The sequence below is a fragment of the Leptospira ellinghausenii genome, from assembly GCF_003114815.1.
Taxonomy (GTDB): domain Bacteria; phylum Spirochaetota; class Leptospiria; order Leptospirales; family Leptospiraceae; genus Leptospira_A; species Leptospira_A ellinghausenii.
Window position 1 is genome coordinate 155,655 of sequence record NZ_BFAZ01000002.1, and the last position, 18,812, is coordinate 174,466.

At 38.2% G+C, this 18,812-nt stretch carries 18 protein-coding genes and 1 tRNA gene; 14 read left to right on the plus strand and 5 right to left on the minus strand.

Annotated features, from left to right (window positions below):
* The first annotated feature begins 52 nt into the window (after positions 1-52).
* Positions 53-1,210 carry a DNA methyltransferase gene (locus DI076_RS01290; RefSeq protein WP_108958242.1) on the plus strand — a complete coding sequence of 386 codons (1,158 nt, stop codon included), beginning with the start codon at positions 53-55 and terminating at the stop codon, positions 1,208-1,210.
* Between the two features lie 11 nt (positions 1,211-1,221).
* Positions 1,222-1,650: a cell surface protein MPL17 gene (gene mpl17, locus DI076_RS01295; RefSeq protein ID WP_108958399.1), complete on the plus strand. Its 429-nt coding sequence runs from the start codon at positions 1,222-1,224 to the stop codon at positions 1,648-1,650.
* Positions 1,651-1,656: 6 nt separating this feature from the next.
* Here mpl17 and DI076_RS01300 read toward each other — a convergent pair whose 3' ends face one another.
* Positions 1,657-2,103, minus strand: a complete 447-nt coding sequence (locus DI076_RS01300) for a lipoprotein (protein ID WP_108958243.1) — start codon at positions 2,101-2,103, stop codon at positions 1,657-1,659.
* Positions 2,104-2,808, minus strand: a complete 705-nt coding sequence (locus DI076_RS01305) for a hypothetical protein (protein ID WP_108958400.1) — start codon at positions 2,806-2,808, stop codon at positions 2,104-2,106.
* A 21-nt stretch (positions 2,809-2,829) separates the two neighbouring features.
* On the opposite strand from DI076_RS01305, the gene DI076_RS01310 reads away from it, so the two are divergent.
* The 7 genes from DI076_RS01310 (at position 2,830) to DI076_RS01340 (ending at position 10,260) form a co-directional block, all read left to right on the plus strand.
* The gene (locus DI076_RS01310) at positions 2,830-4,374 is read left to right on the plus strand and encodes a M16 family metallopeptidase (protein ID WP_108958244.1); all 1,545 of its coding nucleotides are present in this window, start codon (positions 2,830-2,832) and stop codon (positions 4,372-4,374) included.
* 2 nt (positions 4,375-4,376) lie between these two features.
* Positions 4,377-5,774 carry a M16 family metallopeptidase gene (locus tag DI076_RS01315; RefSeq protein WP_108958245.1) on the plus strand — a complete coding sequence of 466 codons (1,398 nt, stop codon included), beginning with the start codon at positions 4,377-4,379 and terminating at the stop codon, positions 5,772-5,774.
* Complete coding sequence (locus DI076_RS01320; RefSeq protein WP_108958246.1) at positions 5,774-6,613, plus strand: MBL fold metallo-hydrolase; 840 nt, start codon at positions 5,774-5,776, stop codon at positions 6,611-6,613. Before DI076_RS01315 ends, DI076_RS01320 begins: the two co-directional genes overlap by 1 nt.
* A complete protein-coding gene (locus DI076_RS01325) occupies positions 6,610-7,257 on the plus strand; it encodes an O-methyltransferase (RefSeq protein WP_108958247.1) in 648 nt (215 codons plus the stop codon). The genes DI076_RS01320 and DI076_RS01325 overlap by 4 nt, the downstream gene beginning before the upstream one ends.
* Positions 7,258-7,323: 66 nt before the next feature.
* Positions 7,324-8,070: a hypothetical protein gene (locus DI076_RS01330; protein ID WP_108958401.1), complete on the plus strand. Its 747-nt coding sequence runs from the start codon at positions 7,324-7,326 to the stop codon at positions 8,068-8,070.
* 111 nt (positions 8,071-8,181) lie between these two features.
* Positions 8,182-9,471: an N-acetylmuramoyl-L-alanine amidase CwlD gene (locus tag DI076_RS01335; protein WP_108958402.1), complete on the plus strand. Its 1,290-nt coding sequence runs from the start codon at positions 8,182-8,184 to the stop codon at positions 9,469-9,471.
* Positions 9,472-9,483: 12 nt separating this feature from the next.
* Entirely contained in the window at positions 9,484-10,260 is a 777-nt protein-coding gene (locus DI076_RS01340) for a hypothetical protein (RefSeq protein WP_108958248.1), read from the plus strand.
* A gap of 4 nt (positions 10,261-10,264) precedes the next feature.
* Here DI076_RS01340 and DI076_RS01345 read toward each other — a convergent pair.
* Positions 10,265-10,351, minus strand: a tRNA-Leu gene (locus DI076_RS01345).
* Between the two features lie 4 nt (positions 10,352-10,355).
* Positions 10,356-10,760 (minus strand): PaaI family thioesterase, encoded by a 405-nt coding sequence (locus DI076_RS01350; RefSeq protein ID WP_002973585.1) that lies wholly within the window; start codon positions 10,758-10,760, stop codon positions 10,356-10,358.
* Between the two features lie 162 nt (positions 10,761-10,922).
* Between DI076_RS01350 and DI076_RS01355 the strand changes: the two genes are divergently transcribed.
* From DI076_RS01355 to sufB, 4 genes are all read left to right on the plus strand, one after another.
* A complete protein-coding gene (locus tag DI076_RS01355) occupies positions 10,923-13,433 on the plus strand; it encodes a hypothetical protein (RefSeq protein ID WP_108958249.1) in 2,511 nt (836 codons plus the stop codon).
* A 182-nt stretch (positions 13,434-13,615) separates the two neighbouring features.
* Complete coding sequence (locus DI076_RS01360; protein ID WP_108958250.1) at positions 13,616-15,124, plus strand: ATP-binding cassette domain-containing protein; 1,509 nt, start codon at positions 13,616-13,618, stop codon at positions 15,122-15,124.
* Positions 15,125-15,159: 35 nt separating this feature from the next.
* Positions 15,160-15,753, plus strand: a complete 594-nt coding sequence (locus DI076_RS01365; protein WP_012388348.1) for a peroxiredoxin — start codon at positions 15,160-15,162, stop codon at positions 15,751-15,753.
* Between the two features lie 36 nt (positions 15,754-15,789).
* Positions 15,790-17,184, plus strand: coding sequence for a Fe-S cluster assembly protein SufB (gene sufB / locus DI076_RS01370; protein WP_108958403.1), 1,395 nt, complete (start codon positions 15,790-15,792; stop codon positions 17,182-17,184).
* 9 nt (positions 17,185-17,193) lie between these two features.
* Here sufB and DI076_RS01375 read toward each other — a convergent pair whose 3' ends face one another.
* Positions 17,194-17,496 (minus strand): transmembrane 220 family protein, encoded by a 303-nt coding sequence (locus DI076_RS01375; RefSeq protein WP_108958251.1) that lies wholly within the window; start codon positions 17,494-17,496, stop codon positions 17,194-17,196.
* Positions 17,497-17,566: 70 nt separating this feature from the next.
* Here DI076_RS01375 and DI076_RS01380 point away from each other — a divergent pair, with 70 nt between their 5' ends.
* The gene (locus DI076_RS01380; RefSeq protein WP_108958404.1) at positions 17,567-18,811 is read left to right on the plus strand and encodes a PQQ-dependent sugar dehydrogenase; all 1,245 of its coding nucleotides are present in this window, start codon (positions 17,567-17,569) and stop codon (positions 18,809-18,811) included.
* The last annotated feature ends 1 nt before the right edge of the window (position 18,812 follow it).

Below are 18,812 nucleotides of genomic sequence, written 5' to 3' on the forward strand. Positions count from 1 at the left end.
ATTTACCTTTCCTCCGATCTTTTAAGAAAGAAAGAGGAGGCTTTTGCAAAGGATGGCAGGAGCAGGCAGATTACTTAAAGATTCGGATAAGTTTATTTTTGGTGAGTTTTGGACAGCAAAACAAAGACAAGGACATCCAATCCATCATACCGTTAGTTATAGAGCATCTTTTAAACCAGAGCTTCCTTCTTTTTTTATGAAGGAATTTCTAAAAAAGAAAAACAGAGTCGTATATGATCCGTTTGGTGGACGTGGGACAACGGCTATCCAAGCGAATATCGAAGGTCATGCAGCGATTCACAATGATATACATCCACTTTCTATCTTTTTAGCAAGTGCGAGACAGTATGTTCCCAAACTAGTTGATTTGGAAAAAAAATTAAACTCGTTAGATTTGGACAAAGAAGTGGATGAAGATCCCTTTGATGTCAATTTGTTACCCTTTTTCCATCCTAAAACTTTGAGAGAGATTAAGAATCTTAAAAAATACATGGCAATCGATGATTCGGTTGAAATGAAGTTCATTTCACTGATCGCATTGTCTAGGTTACATGGGCATAGTACTGGATTTTTTTCAGTTTATACTTTCCCGCAAGTATCAATACCGCCAGAAGCTCAGGCTAAAAACAATGCCAAAAAAGGGATTAACCCGGAATACAGGCCCATCAAACCAAGAATTTACCAAAAGATGAAACGAGATTTGGCTTTGCCGATCCCACCTTTTTATCATGAATTTTCTAAGAACAATTTGTACTCTTTGAATTCTGCAAATTCTGTTCCCAATGTTGGATCAGAATCTGTGGATTTGATTGTAACCTCGCCACCATTTTTAGATAAAGTTGACTATGAAGGGGATAATTGGTTACGCCACTGGTTTTTAGACATAGAGAAATCAAAAGACCGTAAACTCAGTATTTTTAGTAATATTAATGATTGGAATGAATTTATACGATCAACACTGAAAGAATCGGCACGTGTATTGAAAAAAGGTGCTTATATGGTGATGGAAGTGGGGGAAGTAAAAAAAGGGAATTCGATACTGTACCTAGATGAAGATGTGGTTCGAATGGCAGAAGGAACAGGTCTTGTTTGGAACAAAACCTATGTCCATACCCAAAGTTTTACAAAACTATCTAATTGTTGGCAAGTTTCCAATAATGAAAAGGGAACAAATTCGAACCGTTGTGTAGTCCTACGGAAAGTATTATAAGTCTAATGGATATGAACTGGAAATTTGTATCCTCCTTGTTGGTTTCGTTTTTTCTGTTGGGTTTTGTTGGTTGTAATGAGTCAAAGGAAGTCCAAGTTGGAGAACCAATGGAATCGCACCCCATTGAAGTCTCCATTAAAGAAAAATCATCAGGCAAGTATGAGTTAGAATTGTATTTACCTAAAGATTTTGGATTTCAAATGGAAGCCCCTCATCGAATTTTTTTATCAGGTTCGGAAGGACTTAAGGTAACGGCTGCAGAATTAAAACTAACGGGACCAACACATCCCAAAAAACCAGAATACTTTGAATATGTGAAACCCTTAACCTTCCAAGTGGAAGGAAAAGGGAAATTGTTAATGGAAGGAAAACTTTTTTATTGTAACTTTCTTAAGAATATCTGTATTCCTGCAAAAGTTACAAAAACATTTTCCATCTAATCAGTGTTATTCTAAATCTTTAGTCACAAGACGTTTTAAGTTTGGTTTTTGGATTTGGTAAAGAAAAAAGTACCTACCACCAACGGAAACGTTTTTGTTGACGATTTTTCCTTCTTTCGAGATATCTCTCAGTTCCTTTTTCCCTTTGTCAGATAAGTTGGGAATGGTATATGTTTTGAGTAGGTTGAGTGATTTTTGTTCTGCAATTGACTTAGCTTCTTCTTCTCTTTCTTTTTCTGTTGGGAGGACACTCGAAACAGCTACCTGGAATAAACTTTCTGTTATAAAACCTTCTTTTGCCTTTGTAAACTCAATGACGAGTGGAGACTCTTCTGGTTTGGTTTCTATCGTTTCTTTGGGTTCATTTGTTTCTTTTATTTCCTTGGATTTACATTGAAAAAAAAGAAAAGAAATCGAAATTGATAGCAATGCAATTGTTAGGTGTTTGTTCATCTATTGTTTCCTGAAATCAGAGATCGGTGTTTTTTCCACACGTTCCATTAATTTAGGTTGGATATTTCGGAATAGGAAAGCACATTTTGTTGGGTCAGAGTAATCTTCTTTGTATAAGTGTAAACTGTCGAAAAACCAGGCAAAGTTGTGAATGTTTTCTCTATCGTTCTTTTTTTGAGTTTGGGGAATCCCCCTAACTCCGTCTAGGTTCTGGTTAGGATTGGTTGTCGTATTTTGGGACGAACTTTGGAGATTGGGATCAACGTTTTGTGAGTTTGCTTGGGTTGAATTAGTTGTTTGAGTTGTGGTTGTAGTTTGTGTTGGAGTGGTTCCTGTTCCAGTTGTCATAGGGAATTGAGGTGCATTTGTAATGAGCCTTGTTTGTCGATCTTTACCTTCCAAAGACTTCGAGTAAGAATCAAAACCTTCCCCAAATTTATGCTGTTGCCGCTGGATTTTGAGAAGGAACGGTAGACTAAGGGTTTCTCTTTCTACAAATGCTCTTTTTTTACAGTCTTCTCTTCTATCTTTTCCTGCGATCTCACGATAGGTAACAGGAATCTCTACTTTGATTTGGAAAAATTCTCTTGAGATAAAACCTTCATCCGATTCGTTTTGTAAGGCACGTTCCACATAATTGGGATCAGCTATGGTAAAGAGGCGGCAGGAACAAAAGAGACTTAAAATTAGAAGTTTACGAACCATTTCCAACTTCAAGACTAGTAGATGATGTCGAAATTACGAATCTTTTTCCTTTGTTTCCTTCTACAATTTTTACCTCTTTTTTCAGAGGATTCTTTTTTTGGAACCTCCGAGTCCCAATTCCGCGAAAAAATCAAAACCATTCAATTAGAAAATGGACTGAAGGTTGTGATGATGAAACGCGGAACTTCCCCGACAGTTGCACTTTATATCAAATTTTTGGTGGGTGCTGTGGACGAAACACCTGAAGAAGCAGGGACTGCCCATTTATTGGAACATATGCTTTTCAAAGGCACCAAATTTGTAGGCACATCTGACTACCAAAAGGAAGAAAAATACCAAAAACAAATCGAAGTTTGGGGAACAGAACTCGACAATTTAAAATTACAAAGAAGGGATTTGTTAACGAGAGGGGAGATGGTTCCGACTTCTTTGGAATCTGAAATCGAAACATTAAATCGAAGGTTAAAAAATCTCATCCAATTACAAGATGAGTTCATCGTGAAAAATGAAGATTCTTATATTTATGAACAAAATGGAGAAGTTGGATTTAATGCTTACACCTCGCAAGATGTAACCAATTACCAAATCCAATTGCCAAACAACAGAATCGAAATATGGGCAAAAATTGAATCCGATCGATTAAAAGATCCCATTTTACGTGAATATTATACAGAACGTGATGTTGTCATCGAAGAAAGAAGGATGAGAACTGATGATAGTGGAGCTGGTGTTTTGCGAGAAAAGTTTTTTTCTTTAGCATTTGAAAGCCATCCCTACCGAAAACCTGTAATCGGTTATTCCACTGGACTTCCTTTTCTCAAAATTGATGAAACTAAGGAATTTTTTAAAAAACATTATACTCCAGATAGAATGGTGATTTCCATTGTGGGCCAATTTGATATGGAAGAAACGGAATCAATCATCCGTAAATATTTTTCCGATCTAAAACCTGGTAAACCAAGACCCAATTACAAAGTAGAGGAAAAATCATTTCCTGGTGAAAAACGGTTTAAAGTGTACCATCCATCTGGTAGTCAAATGATGATGGGTTGGCTAAAACCTCCTTATCCTCACAAAGATAATTCCAGTTTTGATGTTCTCTCAACAATTTTAACTTCTGGAACTGGATCAAGACTTTATAAACGTTTGGTTCTGGAAGAAAAGTTAGTACTAAGCATTGGTGCTGCCAATGGTTACCCAGGTGAACGATACCAAAATTATTTTGTATTTTTCATTAAACCAAATGAAGGTGCAAACATTGAAAAAATAGAGTCCATCATTTGGGAAGAAATGAACCGTATTAAGGAAAACGGAATTCCAAAAGAGGAATTGGATAAGGTCAAAAACCAAATGGTATCGGATTTTATCAAAACATTGGATGAAAATGGAACAATAGCAGACTTGTTGAGTTATTATCAGTTGTTATATGGAGATTGGTCAGGTTTGTTCAAACAATACCAAACCATTATGAATGCATCTAGTAGTGAAATCCAATCATTGATTCCAAGATACCTTACGAAAGAAAATGTTGTCATCGGTGTATTAGAGGATGTAAGGAAAAAATAATAATGAAACGAATCTTAATCTTACTAATTATTTGTCTCTCTCCATTGTTCGCACGAGAAATGGGAGAATTTGTAAAGGATATCCAAATCAAACCATTAGAATTTGATGTTCCTGGAATTACTTCTTCCACAAATCCTTCTGGAGTAGAAGTTTTTTCGTTAAAAAATTCGGAGTTCCCTATCGTTTATGCGGATATTCTAATCTACCATGGAAAAAAACATTTAGGTTCACGCCCTGTCGAAATTGCGAGAATCTTGGAAGATACCTGGGAATTGTCTGGTTCCAAATCATATCCAAAAGAAAAGTTTTTAGAAACCTTGGAATTTTATGGGGCGTCTTTTTCCGTTTCAGTGGATTACGAAAAAACAATCGTTAGTCTTTCCTATTTAAAGAAAACTGAGTCGATTGTATTACCAGTGATCCAATCATTTTTCCAAAATCCCAATTTGGATGAAAACCTATTAAAAGTTACTAAAGGGAAGTTAACGGAAGAAATCAATCGAAGGAATGATAACCCTTCGGCACTAGGAAGTAGGAAAGCAAAAGAAGCATTGTTTCGCGGAACCATTGCCGGCACTTCCATGAAAAAAGAAAATATAAATTCAGTGAGTATGGACGAACTACTCACTTTCCAATCTCAGATCCTTTCTGAATCAAAAAGAAGGTTACTCATCACAGGGGATTTTGATCTAAAATCTTGGGATGGATTTTTTTCGAACCTACCAAAAACGATCCAACCGAAAGAAGAAATGATCACTCCTTCTATTTTAAGTGCGAATGTAACAAAAGAAGGTACAGAAATTCGTTTGGTAACAAAAGATGTAAACCAAACGTTCATTTCCATGATGGGAGTTTTACCAGAACACAACCATCCTGATTTTTATGCGATTCAAGTATTGAATTATATCATTGGTGGTGGTGGGTTTAACTCGTATTACATGAGAGAAATTCGAAACAATCGAGGGCTTGCGTATTCCGCAGGTAGTAACACTGATTTTCAGGAAAATTATGGAACCATCCAATTTTATGCCATGACAAAGTCAGAATCTGCAAAAGATGTTTTATCCCTAATGAAAGAACTCATCCAACCAAAACTGATCAATTCACTCACAGAGGATGAATTGTTACGTGCAAAAAATGCGATCATCAATCAGTTCGTCTTTCAATTCGAAGATGATAAACGAACTTTATCAAGTGAAGTGAGAAGGCGTGACCACAAAATGCCAGAAGGGTATTTGCAAAACTTTCGAAAAGAAATTGAAAATGTTTCACTGGCAGACTTAAAACGAGTGGGAAAATTGTATTTCCAATCGGACAAAATGATCACAACCATAGTTGGTCCCAAATCACTGATGAGTTTCTGGAAAGGTTCAGTGAAAGTCATCCAACCGGAAGATTGATGTTAACAGCAAGTTTTGAATACAAAGGAATTAAATTTGAAGGGATCTCCGAGGGTGGGATCCGCACTTCCATCATATGCCCATCTCTTGACTTTATGTTTGATTTTGGATTCATCAATCCTGATAAAATTCACATTGGTAAAATCCTTCTTACACATGCGCATTTAGACCATTCCTGCGGAATCCCATACTATGTTTCCCAAAGAAGCCTTCGCAAACTCCCGATCCCTAAAATTTATGTACCTAAGGCACTCGAGCCAAAACTCTCTCAAATCTTAAAACTCTATTCCGAAATAGAAGAATTTGATTATGAATGTGAGCTTTATGGCCTGAATTTTGGGGACAGAGTGGAATTAAAACCGGGATATTATTTTAAACCATTAGAAAGTTTTCATAGAGTTCCATCGCAAGGATATACTGTATATGAAACCAAACGAAAGTTAAAAAAAGAATTTTTATCCCTTAACTCCGATGAAATTCGAAAATCAAAGGATAACGGTACTGATCCAACAGAAGAAATTTCAGTTCCTCTTGTTTCATTTTCTGGAGATTCCAAAATTGAATATGTGTTGGCCAACGAAGATGTAAGGAAGAGTAAAATCCTTTTTATGGAATGTACCTACTATTGTGAGAAACGAGATGTGAGTCGAGCTAGGGAGTGGGGCCATACCCATTTTGATGAAATAGTCGAACATGCTTCTTTATTTGAAAATGAAGCGATTGTCCTCATTCATCCTTCCAAACGTTATAGTTATCGTGAGTTAAATGATTTTTTGCGAAAAAAAGTCCCGGCCATTTTAAAAGATCGAATCTCTTTGTTTTTACCTCCTAAATCATGAAACCGAGACCTAGCATTTACGTGGAAGGTTTAGAACCTTTTATTGACTCAGATCTTGTATTCAAACCCAATCTTGTGTTTTCGGAAATGGAATCTTATGCCAAAGAAAAAAACATACCCATTGTAACGGCGGCAACGGGGGGAGTTTTGTCCCATTTGGTATCCTTTCTCAAACCAAAAACGATTTTAGAATTAGGGACTGGTCTTGGTTACTCCACACTTTGGATGGTCTATGGATCTAAATCGTCGAAGATCATCACAGTGGACCGAAATGAAGACCAAGCCCAACTACTGGAAGTGTATGCTGGAAAAATGGGTTTAAAAGACCAAATGGATGTTACTCGGGTGACAGGTTCTGTTTTGGATACTTTGGAAGATGAAACCTTTTGGAACGATACGGATTTTTATTTTGTGGACTGTGATAAAATCACCTACCCAAAGATCTTCCTAACCCTTTGGCCGAAGGCAAAAAAAGGTGCCAGTTTTGTTTTTGATAATGTACTCTGGCATGGGCGAGTTTTGCATCCAGATCCCAAAAAACCATCCGATATGGCAGTGATGGAACTTTGGAATGAGGTGAAATCCCAAGTTTCGGAGTATACCTTATTTCCCGTTGGTGACGGTTTACTCTTTTTTCAGAAGTAGAAAAAATAGTAGTCAAACCTAGAACTTTTCGTGTATTCTGCTCCTTGGTTTAAGGAGAAACGTTTCGTGTTAAAAAAAAGTTTTTTGATTCTGTCTTTGGTTTGTTTGAGTCTTTCGGTAACGGCACAGGAATCAGGTGCACCTGAAAAAGGAAAGGAATCCTTTGAAGAATTAGACAAATTGGACCAAGGAACCAATTTAGAACGAAAACAATATAAAAACATTTCGGAAAACAATAAAGACCGAGTCATCAATTCAATTAAATTGTTAACGATTGTTACGGCAAACTTTGGAGACGAAGTTCCAGATTCCAAAACAGCATTAGATAAAATCAAAAAAGACTACCAAATTGTTTTACGTTATTACTACCGAAGGGCTTATATTGCTTCTGGGAAAGCGATGGTGATTCTTGAAAAAGACATCAACACCCTCCTTGGTAAATTTGCCAAAAGTTATGATACCAAAACACAAAACTTACTAGCTGATTGTGCCGATACCATTACTGGACAGGAACAAGCACAGTTGGTAGATACTTCTACAGAAGGTGTAAAACCTGTTGTACCTTACCGTGAAATTGCAGAAGCACAACAAAAACTCAGAATTGCTTATGGACAACTCGGGTTAGCAACAGATATGATTAGGGATGATCGTTATTACGATGCTATCGTACATTACCGAATCGCAAAAGACTATGGAATCAAAATCTTAACTGATTTCAAGGAACAAGAAGCTGATAAAAAAGTGATTACTGATAAATATGCAAAAGATCTGGTTGATAATAAAAATCAAATCGTGAGCCAAAACACAAAATAATACCTTCAAACTTTTCTTTTCTCCGCTCGCTATAGGGCGGAGAATGGCACAAGCGTGTCTCCATCTTATCTAAACTTCCTTCCGTTTTTACTCCGATTTTTTCCAGTTTGTATTTACATTTTTACTTTTTCCTTATTTTCTGAACCAAATTTTCGTATCGTGATCGATCCTGGCCATGGTGGCGTTGCCAAAGATCCAAAGGCACAACATGGAGATAAATATGACAGTGTTACTCAAACCTATTTAGAAACATACAAACAGGGCACAGAAAATGGAAGTATTACGGAAAGAAAGGTTGTACTCGATTTAGCAAAAGAAGTCCATAAGGTATTAAAATTAACTGAGACCGATGTTGGGTGGAAAGAATTCGAAAGTTATCTTAAATTATTTTCCAAAAAAAATGAATTCACTCGAGTGAAACTTATAAGCCACCTAACAAGAGAATCCTCATTTGATGATGATGCCCCATCCGACGATCCAAATGCACCCTACCGTCTTTATGATTTTCCAGATCCCAAATCTGGAATCAGAAAAAAAGGAAGGTTGTCTAAAATCAATGAACTAAAACCCCATTTGGTTTTATCCCTTCACTTAAACCCAGCAAGTAAAGGCCAAAAAGGAGGAATGGCAGCAGTCCTCACTCCTGGTTACAAAACCTTTTCTAACTTAAAAAAAATATCTGACAAACAAAAATCCCCCAATGGATTCTTAAAAGGTCCTTGGTCTGATTGGCTCATATTCCATTCGGGTTGGAGTAAATTAGAAAATGCCACCGCGGATACTTGGATTTATCTCCATGGATATTGGTCTAAAAAAAATGGAAAAGAAACTGACCTTTCCAAGTTTGAAGGTTACCGCCAAAACATGATTAGTTGGAAATATGCAGATGATCCCAATTGGGAAAAAAATATTGGGAAAAAAGGTCCTTATGCCAAAACACACGAAGAGTTTTTAGAGTCGGGCCGATTTTGGGAAAGGGAAATGGGGAAAAAGGAAGAGTGGAGAAGGGAAGGTGGAAAAGAAGGATTTGGAGGTGACAACCATTATGTGACTAGAGAACTCATGCGGTTTGTCCAATACGGGCTTCCCATCCAATTAAAAGAAAAAGATTCGCCCTATCCAGAACTTGGTCCCATCCAAAAACCATATATTTCTACCTATAGTTTACCTACTTATACCAATGCCCTTTGTGCTTTTATTGAAATAGGATATGTGAACCGTAGCCGTGATATCAAATACTTAACACAAAACAAAAAGGAAACAGCCATCTCGTTGGCTGTGGGCATCTATTCTTTATTTGTTGGTCTCGATGTGAAAAAAAATCCAAATCTTCCTTACAACCCCAAGGGTAAAAAAGTAAATTGGGAACGTTATGAAACTTATTTTGAAGACGTATTATAATCTTAACAACCTATGAAGCCAAAAAAAGAAACTTCTAAAGTATTACACCATTCTTTGTTCCCTGAGTTTATCCAACTCTACCAAAATTCTTTGGTGTCTCGTTATTCGAAAGAGAACTTACAAAATTATCCAGAATTCCATTCCATATCTGAAAAAACAATTCACGAACTCCTAACGTTTTTTTTGGAATATTTGTATCCTTCTTATGAAAAAAGAAAGAAGTTAGATGCCGCCTTTGACGCGTTATCTGGATTTGTAAACCATCCTTCCAAAATATGGGGGATACTCGGAAACTTGGCTTTGTCGATCTTTCGGTTTGGAAAACATTTTCCCATGGCATTAAAAGCTGGGATGTCAGCACTGCATTCCTATGTGACAGCACATAGTTTTGAGGAAGAATTGGTGTTGGCACTCGATGCACAGGAGAATCCAAAAACATTTTTAGAATCCAACTTTGCCATGGAGAAACTCATTTCCTTTGTGGAAAGGGAGAAAGCAGATGCATTTCGAAAAGATGTTTGTGCTCTATTTTCGATTTTTTCTGACAAAGAACTCGTTCGAAAGATCGTTTTGATTATGGAAGATATCTTAGTGAAGATGGAATCGAAACAATCTCTCTATACGGAGAATGATAAAAATGGAATTTCACTTGGAGTTTCAATTCTTAAGGAAGGTCAGAAGATTTTTGATTTGCTTAAGAAAGAAGAAATGGTTCTCGTTTTACAAGCAATTGATAAAATCGAAAAAGAGTTTTATCAAAAAGCTTGTACGAGATTTCGAACTAAATAACTTTTGGTACCGATGGCCGGAATCGAACCGGCATGATGTTGCCATCGGTGGATTTTGAATCCACTGCGTCTACCAATTCCACCACATCGGCATAATCAGTCTTCAGCTTCGATATATTTACCTTTTCCGCGGGCCACTATTTTGCCGATCTCATTTTCGATTTCAGCACGGTTTTCGATGATTTTTTTGTTCTTTTTCACAAACCATCCACGTAAGTGAAGAGGTTCATTCACCTTTGCAGGTTGTAGGAAACGAATTGTAAGTTCCCCTGTTGTGGTTTCGAAATTCATCGCTTCATTGATCTTGACCATGATCTCGTCAAGGATGGTTGAGATAATCCCTGGATGGATTTGATCTGGTAAACCCTGGTATTTTTCGGGGCAGGTGTAATCACCGAAGGCAGTTTTTGTGTCTTCATCGAATGTGATTTTTAACTGCAACCCGTCTGCATTGTCCGGAGAGGAGGCAAAGCTGAGATTTTTTTTCGCAACGGATTTCATGCCACCATGGAACGCAAGAAATTCTCTTGTGTCAAGCAGAAAAAGAACTTGCAGTCAGTTTGGCTTAAAAAGCCTCGTAAAATACTTAGAAATGCAATATTCTTTGTAAATTTCTTAAGTTACAGCTCTCTAAACCTCGAAAATAAAGAGTAGAACCCTTCTATGTTAACAACCCTTATGATGTTACTCGGTCTCTCTGGTGCTGGCGCCGATCTCGATGAGATCTCTCGTCGTGAAGGGAGTGGTGAGTCCGGTGCGTCTTTGAGTCCTAGGCAAAAACGTAGACTCAAACAGAAGCAAGGTGATGAAACCGATGAGGTACAAGCCCCCAAAAGAGGTGGTGGGCGGTCTTCCCGAGAAAAAGGGAACAAACAAAGTAGGGGTGAGGAACTTGGTTTCCAAACAGATACCAAAAGTCCAAATTCAAAACCAAAATCGTTATCCGAAAAACTATCCGACTTACCAAACTTTGAAGGTGATTCCGACGAACCAAGTTTAGGTGGTGATGAAAATCAAAAATCACCCAGAAGGAAACGAGAAAAACAAAAACCGCCTAAATCACTAAGTGATCTTCCGTTAGGTGACTTTGGAGAAATAAATCCCGAAGTTGATGATTCACCGTCTAGGCCCAGACGAGAAAGTCCCGAGATAAGTTTTTCAGCAGATGACATCATTTCTAAAAATTCGAAGTATAGTTTCCATCGTAGGCCACTACTCAATGCAGAAGCACTTGTCGAAGCGGAACAAGTTGAGGAAGCAATTGAGATCTTTGAGAGGACTGGCAATCGTATCCCGGATGCTGACATCAAAGAGAAAATCAAAAAAAACATTCAGGATTTAGAAGAGTTTTTAGAAGACAATCCAAACATAGGATCTGGAGAAACTGGAAAAGATGGCAAACCCCAGGACAAGGATTCTGCGAAAAAAAACAAACCAAAACCACCAGGGAATATAGAGAAATCAGACAAAGACTTAAGTGATTTGGTGCATGCTTTAAAAGAAGTATCCGAATTATTTGCCGAATCAATTGCTCGTGCCATTCAATTTGCACAGAATGCACCACCACCTAACTTTCCCAATTTGCAGAAAGAACCTTCTTTACCTCCTGGTCAAAATTTGGGAGAGTTTCCTCCACCTCCACTTCCCAAAGGGAAAAGTGATCCACAACCTCCTAGTGGGCCACAAATCAACCAAACGGTTGAAGGTGGCAACCAATTGGTTCATCCAATTGTGTATCAGTTTTTGCAATCAAGTCCACAATCTCCCGGAGTCATTGATCCAAAACTTGTTCAAAACCAAGACCAATTATTACAATCATTGAACCAAGGTTTGACTGCTGGAGGATTAACATCTTCTCCATCTGGTATTCCTATGGCACCAGCAGGTTCTGGAATTGTAGGTCCCTTTTTTGTTCCACCGGAAAACAAACAAAAACCGGAAGAGGAAAGAAAACCTTTCGACTTGCAGGAGTTAGCGGAGCAAATTTCTAAAAAAGATGTATCAGAGCTTGATTTACCTGAGGATACATTTTTTTCAAATGATTGGAAACAGTTTAAAGATTTACCTCTTGTTGATAGAAGGTCTGGTGAAGAACGAAGGAAAAATCCTGACCGTAGAAACAATTTAGTAGGAAGGAAAGATAGACGGTCTGGGGAAGACAGACGGAAACGTGATCGTTTTAAAGAAAGAGAAGAATTCTTAAAAAACCAAGCACTTCAAAAACTTGAAAAAAAGGCAAAAGAATTTGAAGCAAAAGGGGAAGAATCTTCGCTCAATGATTTATTAAAACCTTACTTTCCTGAGCAACCCAATTTAAAATTACCTGAGTCATGGGACTTAGAACCCATTGGATTACCAGATCCAAATGATCTCAGAAGGGATGAAAAAGAACCACTCCTCCATCCAGAAGAAAGGAAACAAACTGGTGAGGAACCGAATTGGTTCCAAGATACAACAGATTCTTTACGTAAGGAACTGGAACTCCCTGATCCTGTTGATCCACAAACTGACGAATTAATTTCTTCAAAAGTAGAACTACCAGAGGCAGTTGATCCTAACAAACATAAGTCGGAAACGATTATTGAAACGGATATGCCCATCCAAGTGGAACTCACAAATAGGCCACTCGTTGCTGACGATATTAAAATCGGGTTACCTGATGCGGATGAAGTTTTTAGGGATCGTAAACGTAAAGAAGAAGCTGGTGAAACAGAAGGTCCTTCATTTGATGATGTAGATGGTCCTGAAATTGAAATTGTCGATGGGGATTTGGGAGAGATTGCGGAAGAAGAATCTCCCATGCCTCTTGAGGAGATGGCTGAAAAAGCCACCGAGGATGAACCTGAAAAAATCATCCATGGGGTTTTGGAATTAAAACCACCAGAAGCGGATGATGCACCGTTTTTAACTCTAACTTATGATTTTGGAAAAATCCCACATGCGTTCCGATTATCAAAGAATTATTCTATTATGGAATATTCGTATTATAAATACAAACCGATGCTCATGAAAGCCCAAGAGTTTGCCCGTCGGAAGATGTTAAAAAATGCTCTCAATTATTACCGAGTGATCAAATCCCAAAATATACCACCTGAACTTCGTAAGATGATCAACCGAAACATTCGAGACATCACAGAGTTTATGGAAAAATTCCTAATGGCAAAAGGAAACTAACTCTTGACAACTTTTTTATATGTTCTCAGTCTAACAGATGTAGTAGAGGTACACTCCAATGAGATTGCGACTTAAATTAAATAGGTAAGCAAAAACTAAATTTCAAATCCACACTTCTCCTTATGCATAGGACAAGACATGCTTACCTATTATCCGTTTTGGAAAATAAAGGAGTTTGTCGCGTGTCCGATCATATTACCGTTCAAAATGTAACATACCAATACGAATCTCAGTCGGAACCTTTGTTCCAAAATCTTAACCTACATTTCACAAAAGGTTGGACTGGGATTGTCGGAAAAAACGGAAGTGGAAAATCTACTCTAGCCAAAATCATCGCTAAAGAGATTCTTCCCGACCAGGGAATCGTTTTGGGAAACGATTCTATTTGTTCGATTTCGCAAGGAACTGAAATGAAAGAAGAAGAACTTTCCCATTTTCTTTACGATGATTCCAAAGAATCTGGATTTTGGAAGAGTTTACTCGAAATCAAAATGCAATCGGTTGAGGACTATAAGTTTCTCAGTTTCGGCGAAAAACGAAGGATTCTTTTGGCAATGGTTTTGTCCAAAAATGTAGATGTTTTGATTTTGGATGAACCAACAAACCACCTGGATTCCAAAAGTACAGAAATCATTCGCGATGCAATTTTGTATTACCGGGGAATTGGTATACTGATTAGCCACGACAGGTCTTTGTTAGATGAGGTGACTAACTCTTGTGTTTTTTTGGAAAAAAACTTTATTTCTAAGCGCCCGGGAAATTATTCTGAGGGCAAAAGGCAAATGGAAAGGGAAGCACAAGAGCGAATTCATGATTGGGAAATCGCAAGGACAGAACGTAAAAAACTCGATGCCGAACTAAAACGAAGAAGGGAAGAAGCAAGTCTTTCTCATAAACATAGATCCAAGAAGGGACTTGATCTTCATGATCATGACGGTCGGCAAAAAAAGAACTTAGCCCGAGTGACCGGTAAAGATGGCCAAGCAGGCCGATTGAAAAACCAAATCGAAAGAAGAACAGAACATTCCAAACTAAAAGAAGAACAATATTGGGACAAACTTCCAGAAAAAGAAAATTTAGGAATACTATGGAATGGGGTTCCTTCCAAACGAAGCACCTTATTTATGTTCGATGGTGAATCGATCTCTTTGGATATTCTGTCTTTGTCACTTTCCTCTCATTTGGAAATCCTTCCTGATTCAAAAATTGCCATCACAGGTCCAAATGGTGTAGGTAAGTCCACACTTCTCAGGTATTTAGTGAAAACTTTCCAAGAGAAGGGGATTCCTTATCTCTATTTGCCACAGGAATTTTCAAAAAACGAATTAAACATTTTACTTTGGGAATTTCAAAATTTACCGGATGACACAAAAGCAAAAGTTCTTTCTGGGATCCACAGACTTGGGAGTGATCCCAAACGGTTTTCTGAATCCGAAGAACTAAGTCCAGGTGAAGGTAAAAAACTGTTTCTGTCTCTCCACTTGGAAGAGAGTTTTGAAGTGATCCTCTTAGACGAACCAACAAACCATTTGGATCTAAAATCTGTAGAAGCCTTGGAGGTATCACTAGGACGTTTCCCGAAAGCTCTGCTTGTGGTGAGCCATGATAGGCGATTTGTGGAAACAGTGACAACGAGAGAGTGGGTTTTGGAAAACTTCAGGCTTAGTGAAAAACATCTAGACAGAATCTAATGACTGTACTTAGAATAATTCTAAGGAGTGACATTATGCCACAAGTGACATCACATGCCCCTGATTTTAAAGCAACCGCAGTGATCGGGGACAGTTTCAAAGAAATCAAATTATCCGATTACAAAGGGAAATGGGTGGTTCTATTTTTTTATCCACTTGATTTTACTTTCGTATGTCCAACAGAGATCATTGAATACGATGCAAAACTCGAAGATTTTAAAAAGATCGGAGCTGAAGTATTGGGAGTATCTGTTGATAGCGAATTTTCACACTTAGCTTGGAAAAAAACGCCTAAAAAAGAAGGTGGTATTGGTGAGATTAAATACCCACTCATTGCAGACAAAACAAAAGAAATTGCAAAGTCTTTTGGTGTCCTCATTGAGTCTGGTCCTGATGCTGGAGTTGCGTTACGCGGAACTTTCATCATTGACCCACAAGGTATCATCCGCCAAGCAACTGTTAACGACCTTCCAGTAGGACGTAACATTGAAGAAGCACTCAGACTCATCAAAGCGTTCCAATTTGTGGAAAAACACGGTGAAGTTTGTCCTGCAAACTGGGATGAAGGGAAAAAAACGATGAAAGCGGATCCTACTGGATCAAAAGCTTACTTCGCTTCCGTCAATTAATTGCACTTTCTCTAAAACGAGAGAATGGGAGAACCAATGGAATCTACAACAAATACCGAAAAACCGAATGTCGAATTTTATAAGGCTGATAATTTTCCGAAGGGTTTGACACGAAAGGTTGTAGAATCCATCTCCCATATCAAAAATGAACCGAGTTGGTTACGTGAGTTTCGTTTAAAAGCCTTTGAGGTGTATGAACAAAAACCAATGCCTGCTTGGGGTTTTATACCGCAGTTCCAAATTAACATTGATGACTATGTGCATTATGTAGGTTCCAACCAAAAAAAGAAAAAATCTTGGGATGAGGTGGATCCTGAAATTTTACGTAGTTTTGAAAAACTAGGAATCCCAGAACACGAACGCAAATACTTGGCAGGAATCGAAACCATGAACGATTCCGAAACCATTTATGCCAATGTTAAAAAAGAACTTACTGATTTAGGGATCATTTTCTGTGACATTGATACCGCCATCCGCGAATACCCGGAACTGGTTCGTGAGTATTTGGGAACAGTTGTCACCATCGGAGACAATAAATTTTCTGCACTGAACTCTTGTGTTTTTAGTGGTGGGTCGTTTGCTTACATTCCGAGAGGTGTCAAAACTCCTATGCCTCTTCAAGCATACTTCAAGGTAACAGCCGCTAGCTCCGGCCAATACGAACGTACTCTTCTCATTGCTGATGAAGGTGCTCATTTGGAATACAGCGAAGGTTGTACTTCTGTCCAAGATAAAGGTACGAATTTCCACACAGCCGTTGTGGAACTTGTTGCCAAAAAAAATTCTAAAATCTTTTATACTACCATCCAAAACTGGAAAAAGAATATGTACAATTGGACAGTGAAACGTGGGTTATGTGAAGAAGCAGCTCATATCACTTGGACTGATTGTAATATTGGTGCTAATACAATCAAATATCCTGGTATTATTTTACATGGAGACCATTCCACTGGAGATGTGCTTTCCCTTGCGTTTGCGGGCAATGGCCAAGTGCAAGATACGGGTGCTCGGATCATCCATGTAGGTAAAAACACAAGGTCTAATATTTTAGCAAAAGGGGTAGCCCTTGACGGTGGGATTAACTCTTACCGAGGTCTTGTGAAGTTTGAGCCATCGAGTAAAGGTTCGTATAGCCACATCAAATGTGATGGACTTATGATGGACAATCGTTCCCAATCTCATGCTTATCCTTATAACGATGTATCGGGGGAAGAAGGAACCTTAAACTACGAAGCGACTGTTTCCAAAATTGATGATGACCAACTGTTTTACCTTCAGTCTAGAGGCATGTCTGAAGATGATGCAAAACTTCTCATCATCAATGGATTTTGTGAAGGGGTCACCAAACACTTAGATGTGGAATATTCAGTTGAGATGACAAAACTCATTCGAATGATCCTGGAAGACGGAAAAGTCATCTCCGAAACTTAAAAACAGGGATTATCGTTTCAAAATCAGGGCCCAGAGGCTTACACTTGCGATGAGTAGGCCGAGGCTTTCTCTCACTTCTTCCACTTCCATTCCAAAATAGGGTGCTTCGGTCATATAAAACACTGATAAAACCAGATACAGTGGAATGAGAACTGTTCCAATCCATTTAGGCAATCGCCTGAAAAAACGAACAGTAGCAAGGACTCCTACGATTGCATAGAGCGGAAACCATAAATACGGATCTGGATCGTTCAACTGCAAATAAGCAAATAAAAAGAAAATGGGAATACAAATGAGGGAAAATAGTTTCATCACAGTTTCCAAAGTTTTTTGATTGCGGATACAAATCCAAGCGAATTATCCTAAAAGGAGAAAACCTCGTATGAAAATCCAAATCTTATTATCCTTGTCCTTTTTTACAGTATCTCTATCTTCTCTTGCTTGTGATGATGTTGGCAGAAAGATATTAAAAACATTCAATAAAAAATATGAAACAGATGGAAAGGTATTAGGCTCCAAACCAATTTTCATTGGCCCGGATGCTCTTCGCAAACAAGTATCGATTTCACTTACGGAAGTGGTAAAGGTCAAAGAACCTACCGACATTCAGTTCCCTCCATTTGAGAGTCCGTTTATGTTTATTTTGGAAAAAGCAGGGGACCTTATTCTTTTTGACAGAGAAAAGAAAACCAAGCGAGTGTTACATAAATTCCCTGTCATCACGGATAGTGAGGAAGGTCTCCTTGGTTTTACCTTCCATCCCAATTATCCGAATGAACCAAAGGTGTATTCACATACCGTTATCTCTTCTGCAGGGAAGGATATGACTGTGATTGCCGAATGGGTAGTGGAAAATCCAAACTCATATGAATCCATGGTTCTAAAAAACGAACGTGTGTTATTGCAAGTAGAACAACCTTATCCAAACCATAATGGTGGACAAATCGGCTTTGGTCCTGATGGGTATTTGTACATTGGTCTTGGTGATGGAGGATGGAGGGCCGATCCTAAAAACAACGGTCAAAATCCAAACACGTTACTTGGTTCTATCTTACGCATTTCTCCCACGCCCGAATCCGATGGGAAAAAACCGTATTCCATTCCTAAAGATAATCCTTTCGTTGGAAAACAAGGATTCTTGCCTGAAATTTTTGCCTATGGGATTCGCAACCCTTGGAAGATTAGCTTTTCACCTGACGGTCGTTTGATTGCTGCTGATGTAGGACAAGATGCTTTTGAAGAAGTGGATATCATCCTATCTGGAAAAAATTATGGATGGAACCAAACAGAAGGTTTCCATTGTTTTACAGATGGATGTAATCCTTCTTTGTACCAATCTCCATTCTATGAATACGGCCGTGAAGAAGGCCAATCCATTACTGGTGGGTATGTGTATACAGGTTCTTCTATCCCTGAGTTAAAAGGAAAATATGTTTTTGGTGATTTTATCCAAGGAAAAATTTGGGCGATTGATGTACCAAAACCTGGAACCAACCAAAAAATAACAGAAACCATTGCACTTGGAAAGTGGAACCTTCTCATCCCAACCTTTGGCAAAGACAATGATGGTGAAATCTTTGTTGCTGATTACCAATCGGGGACCATTTACAAATTGGGGAAACCGTAAC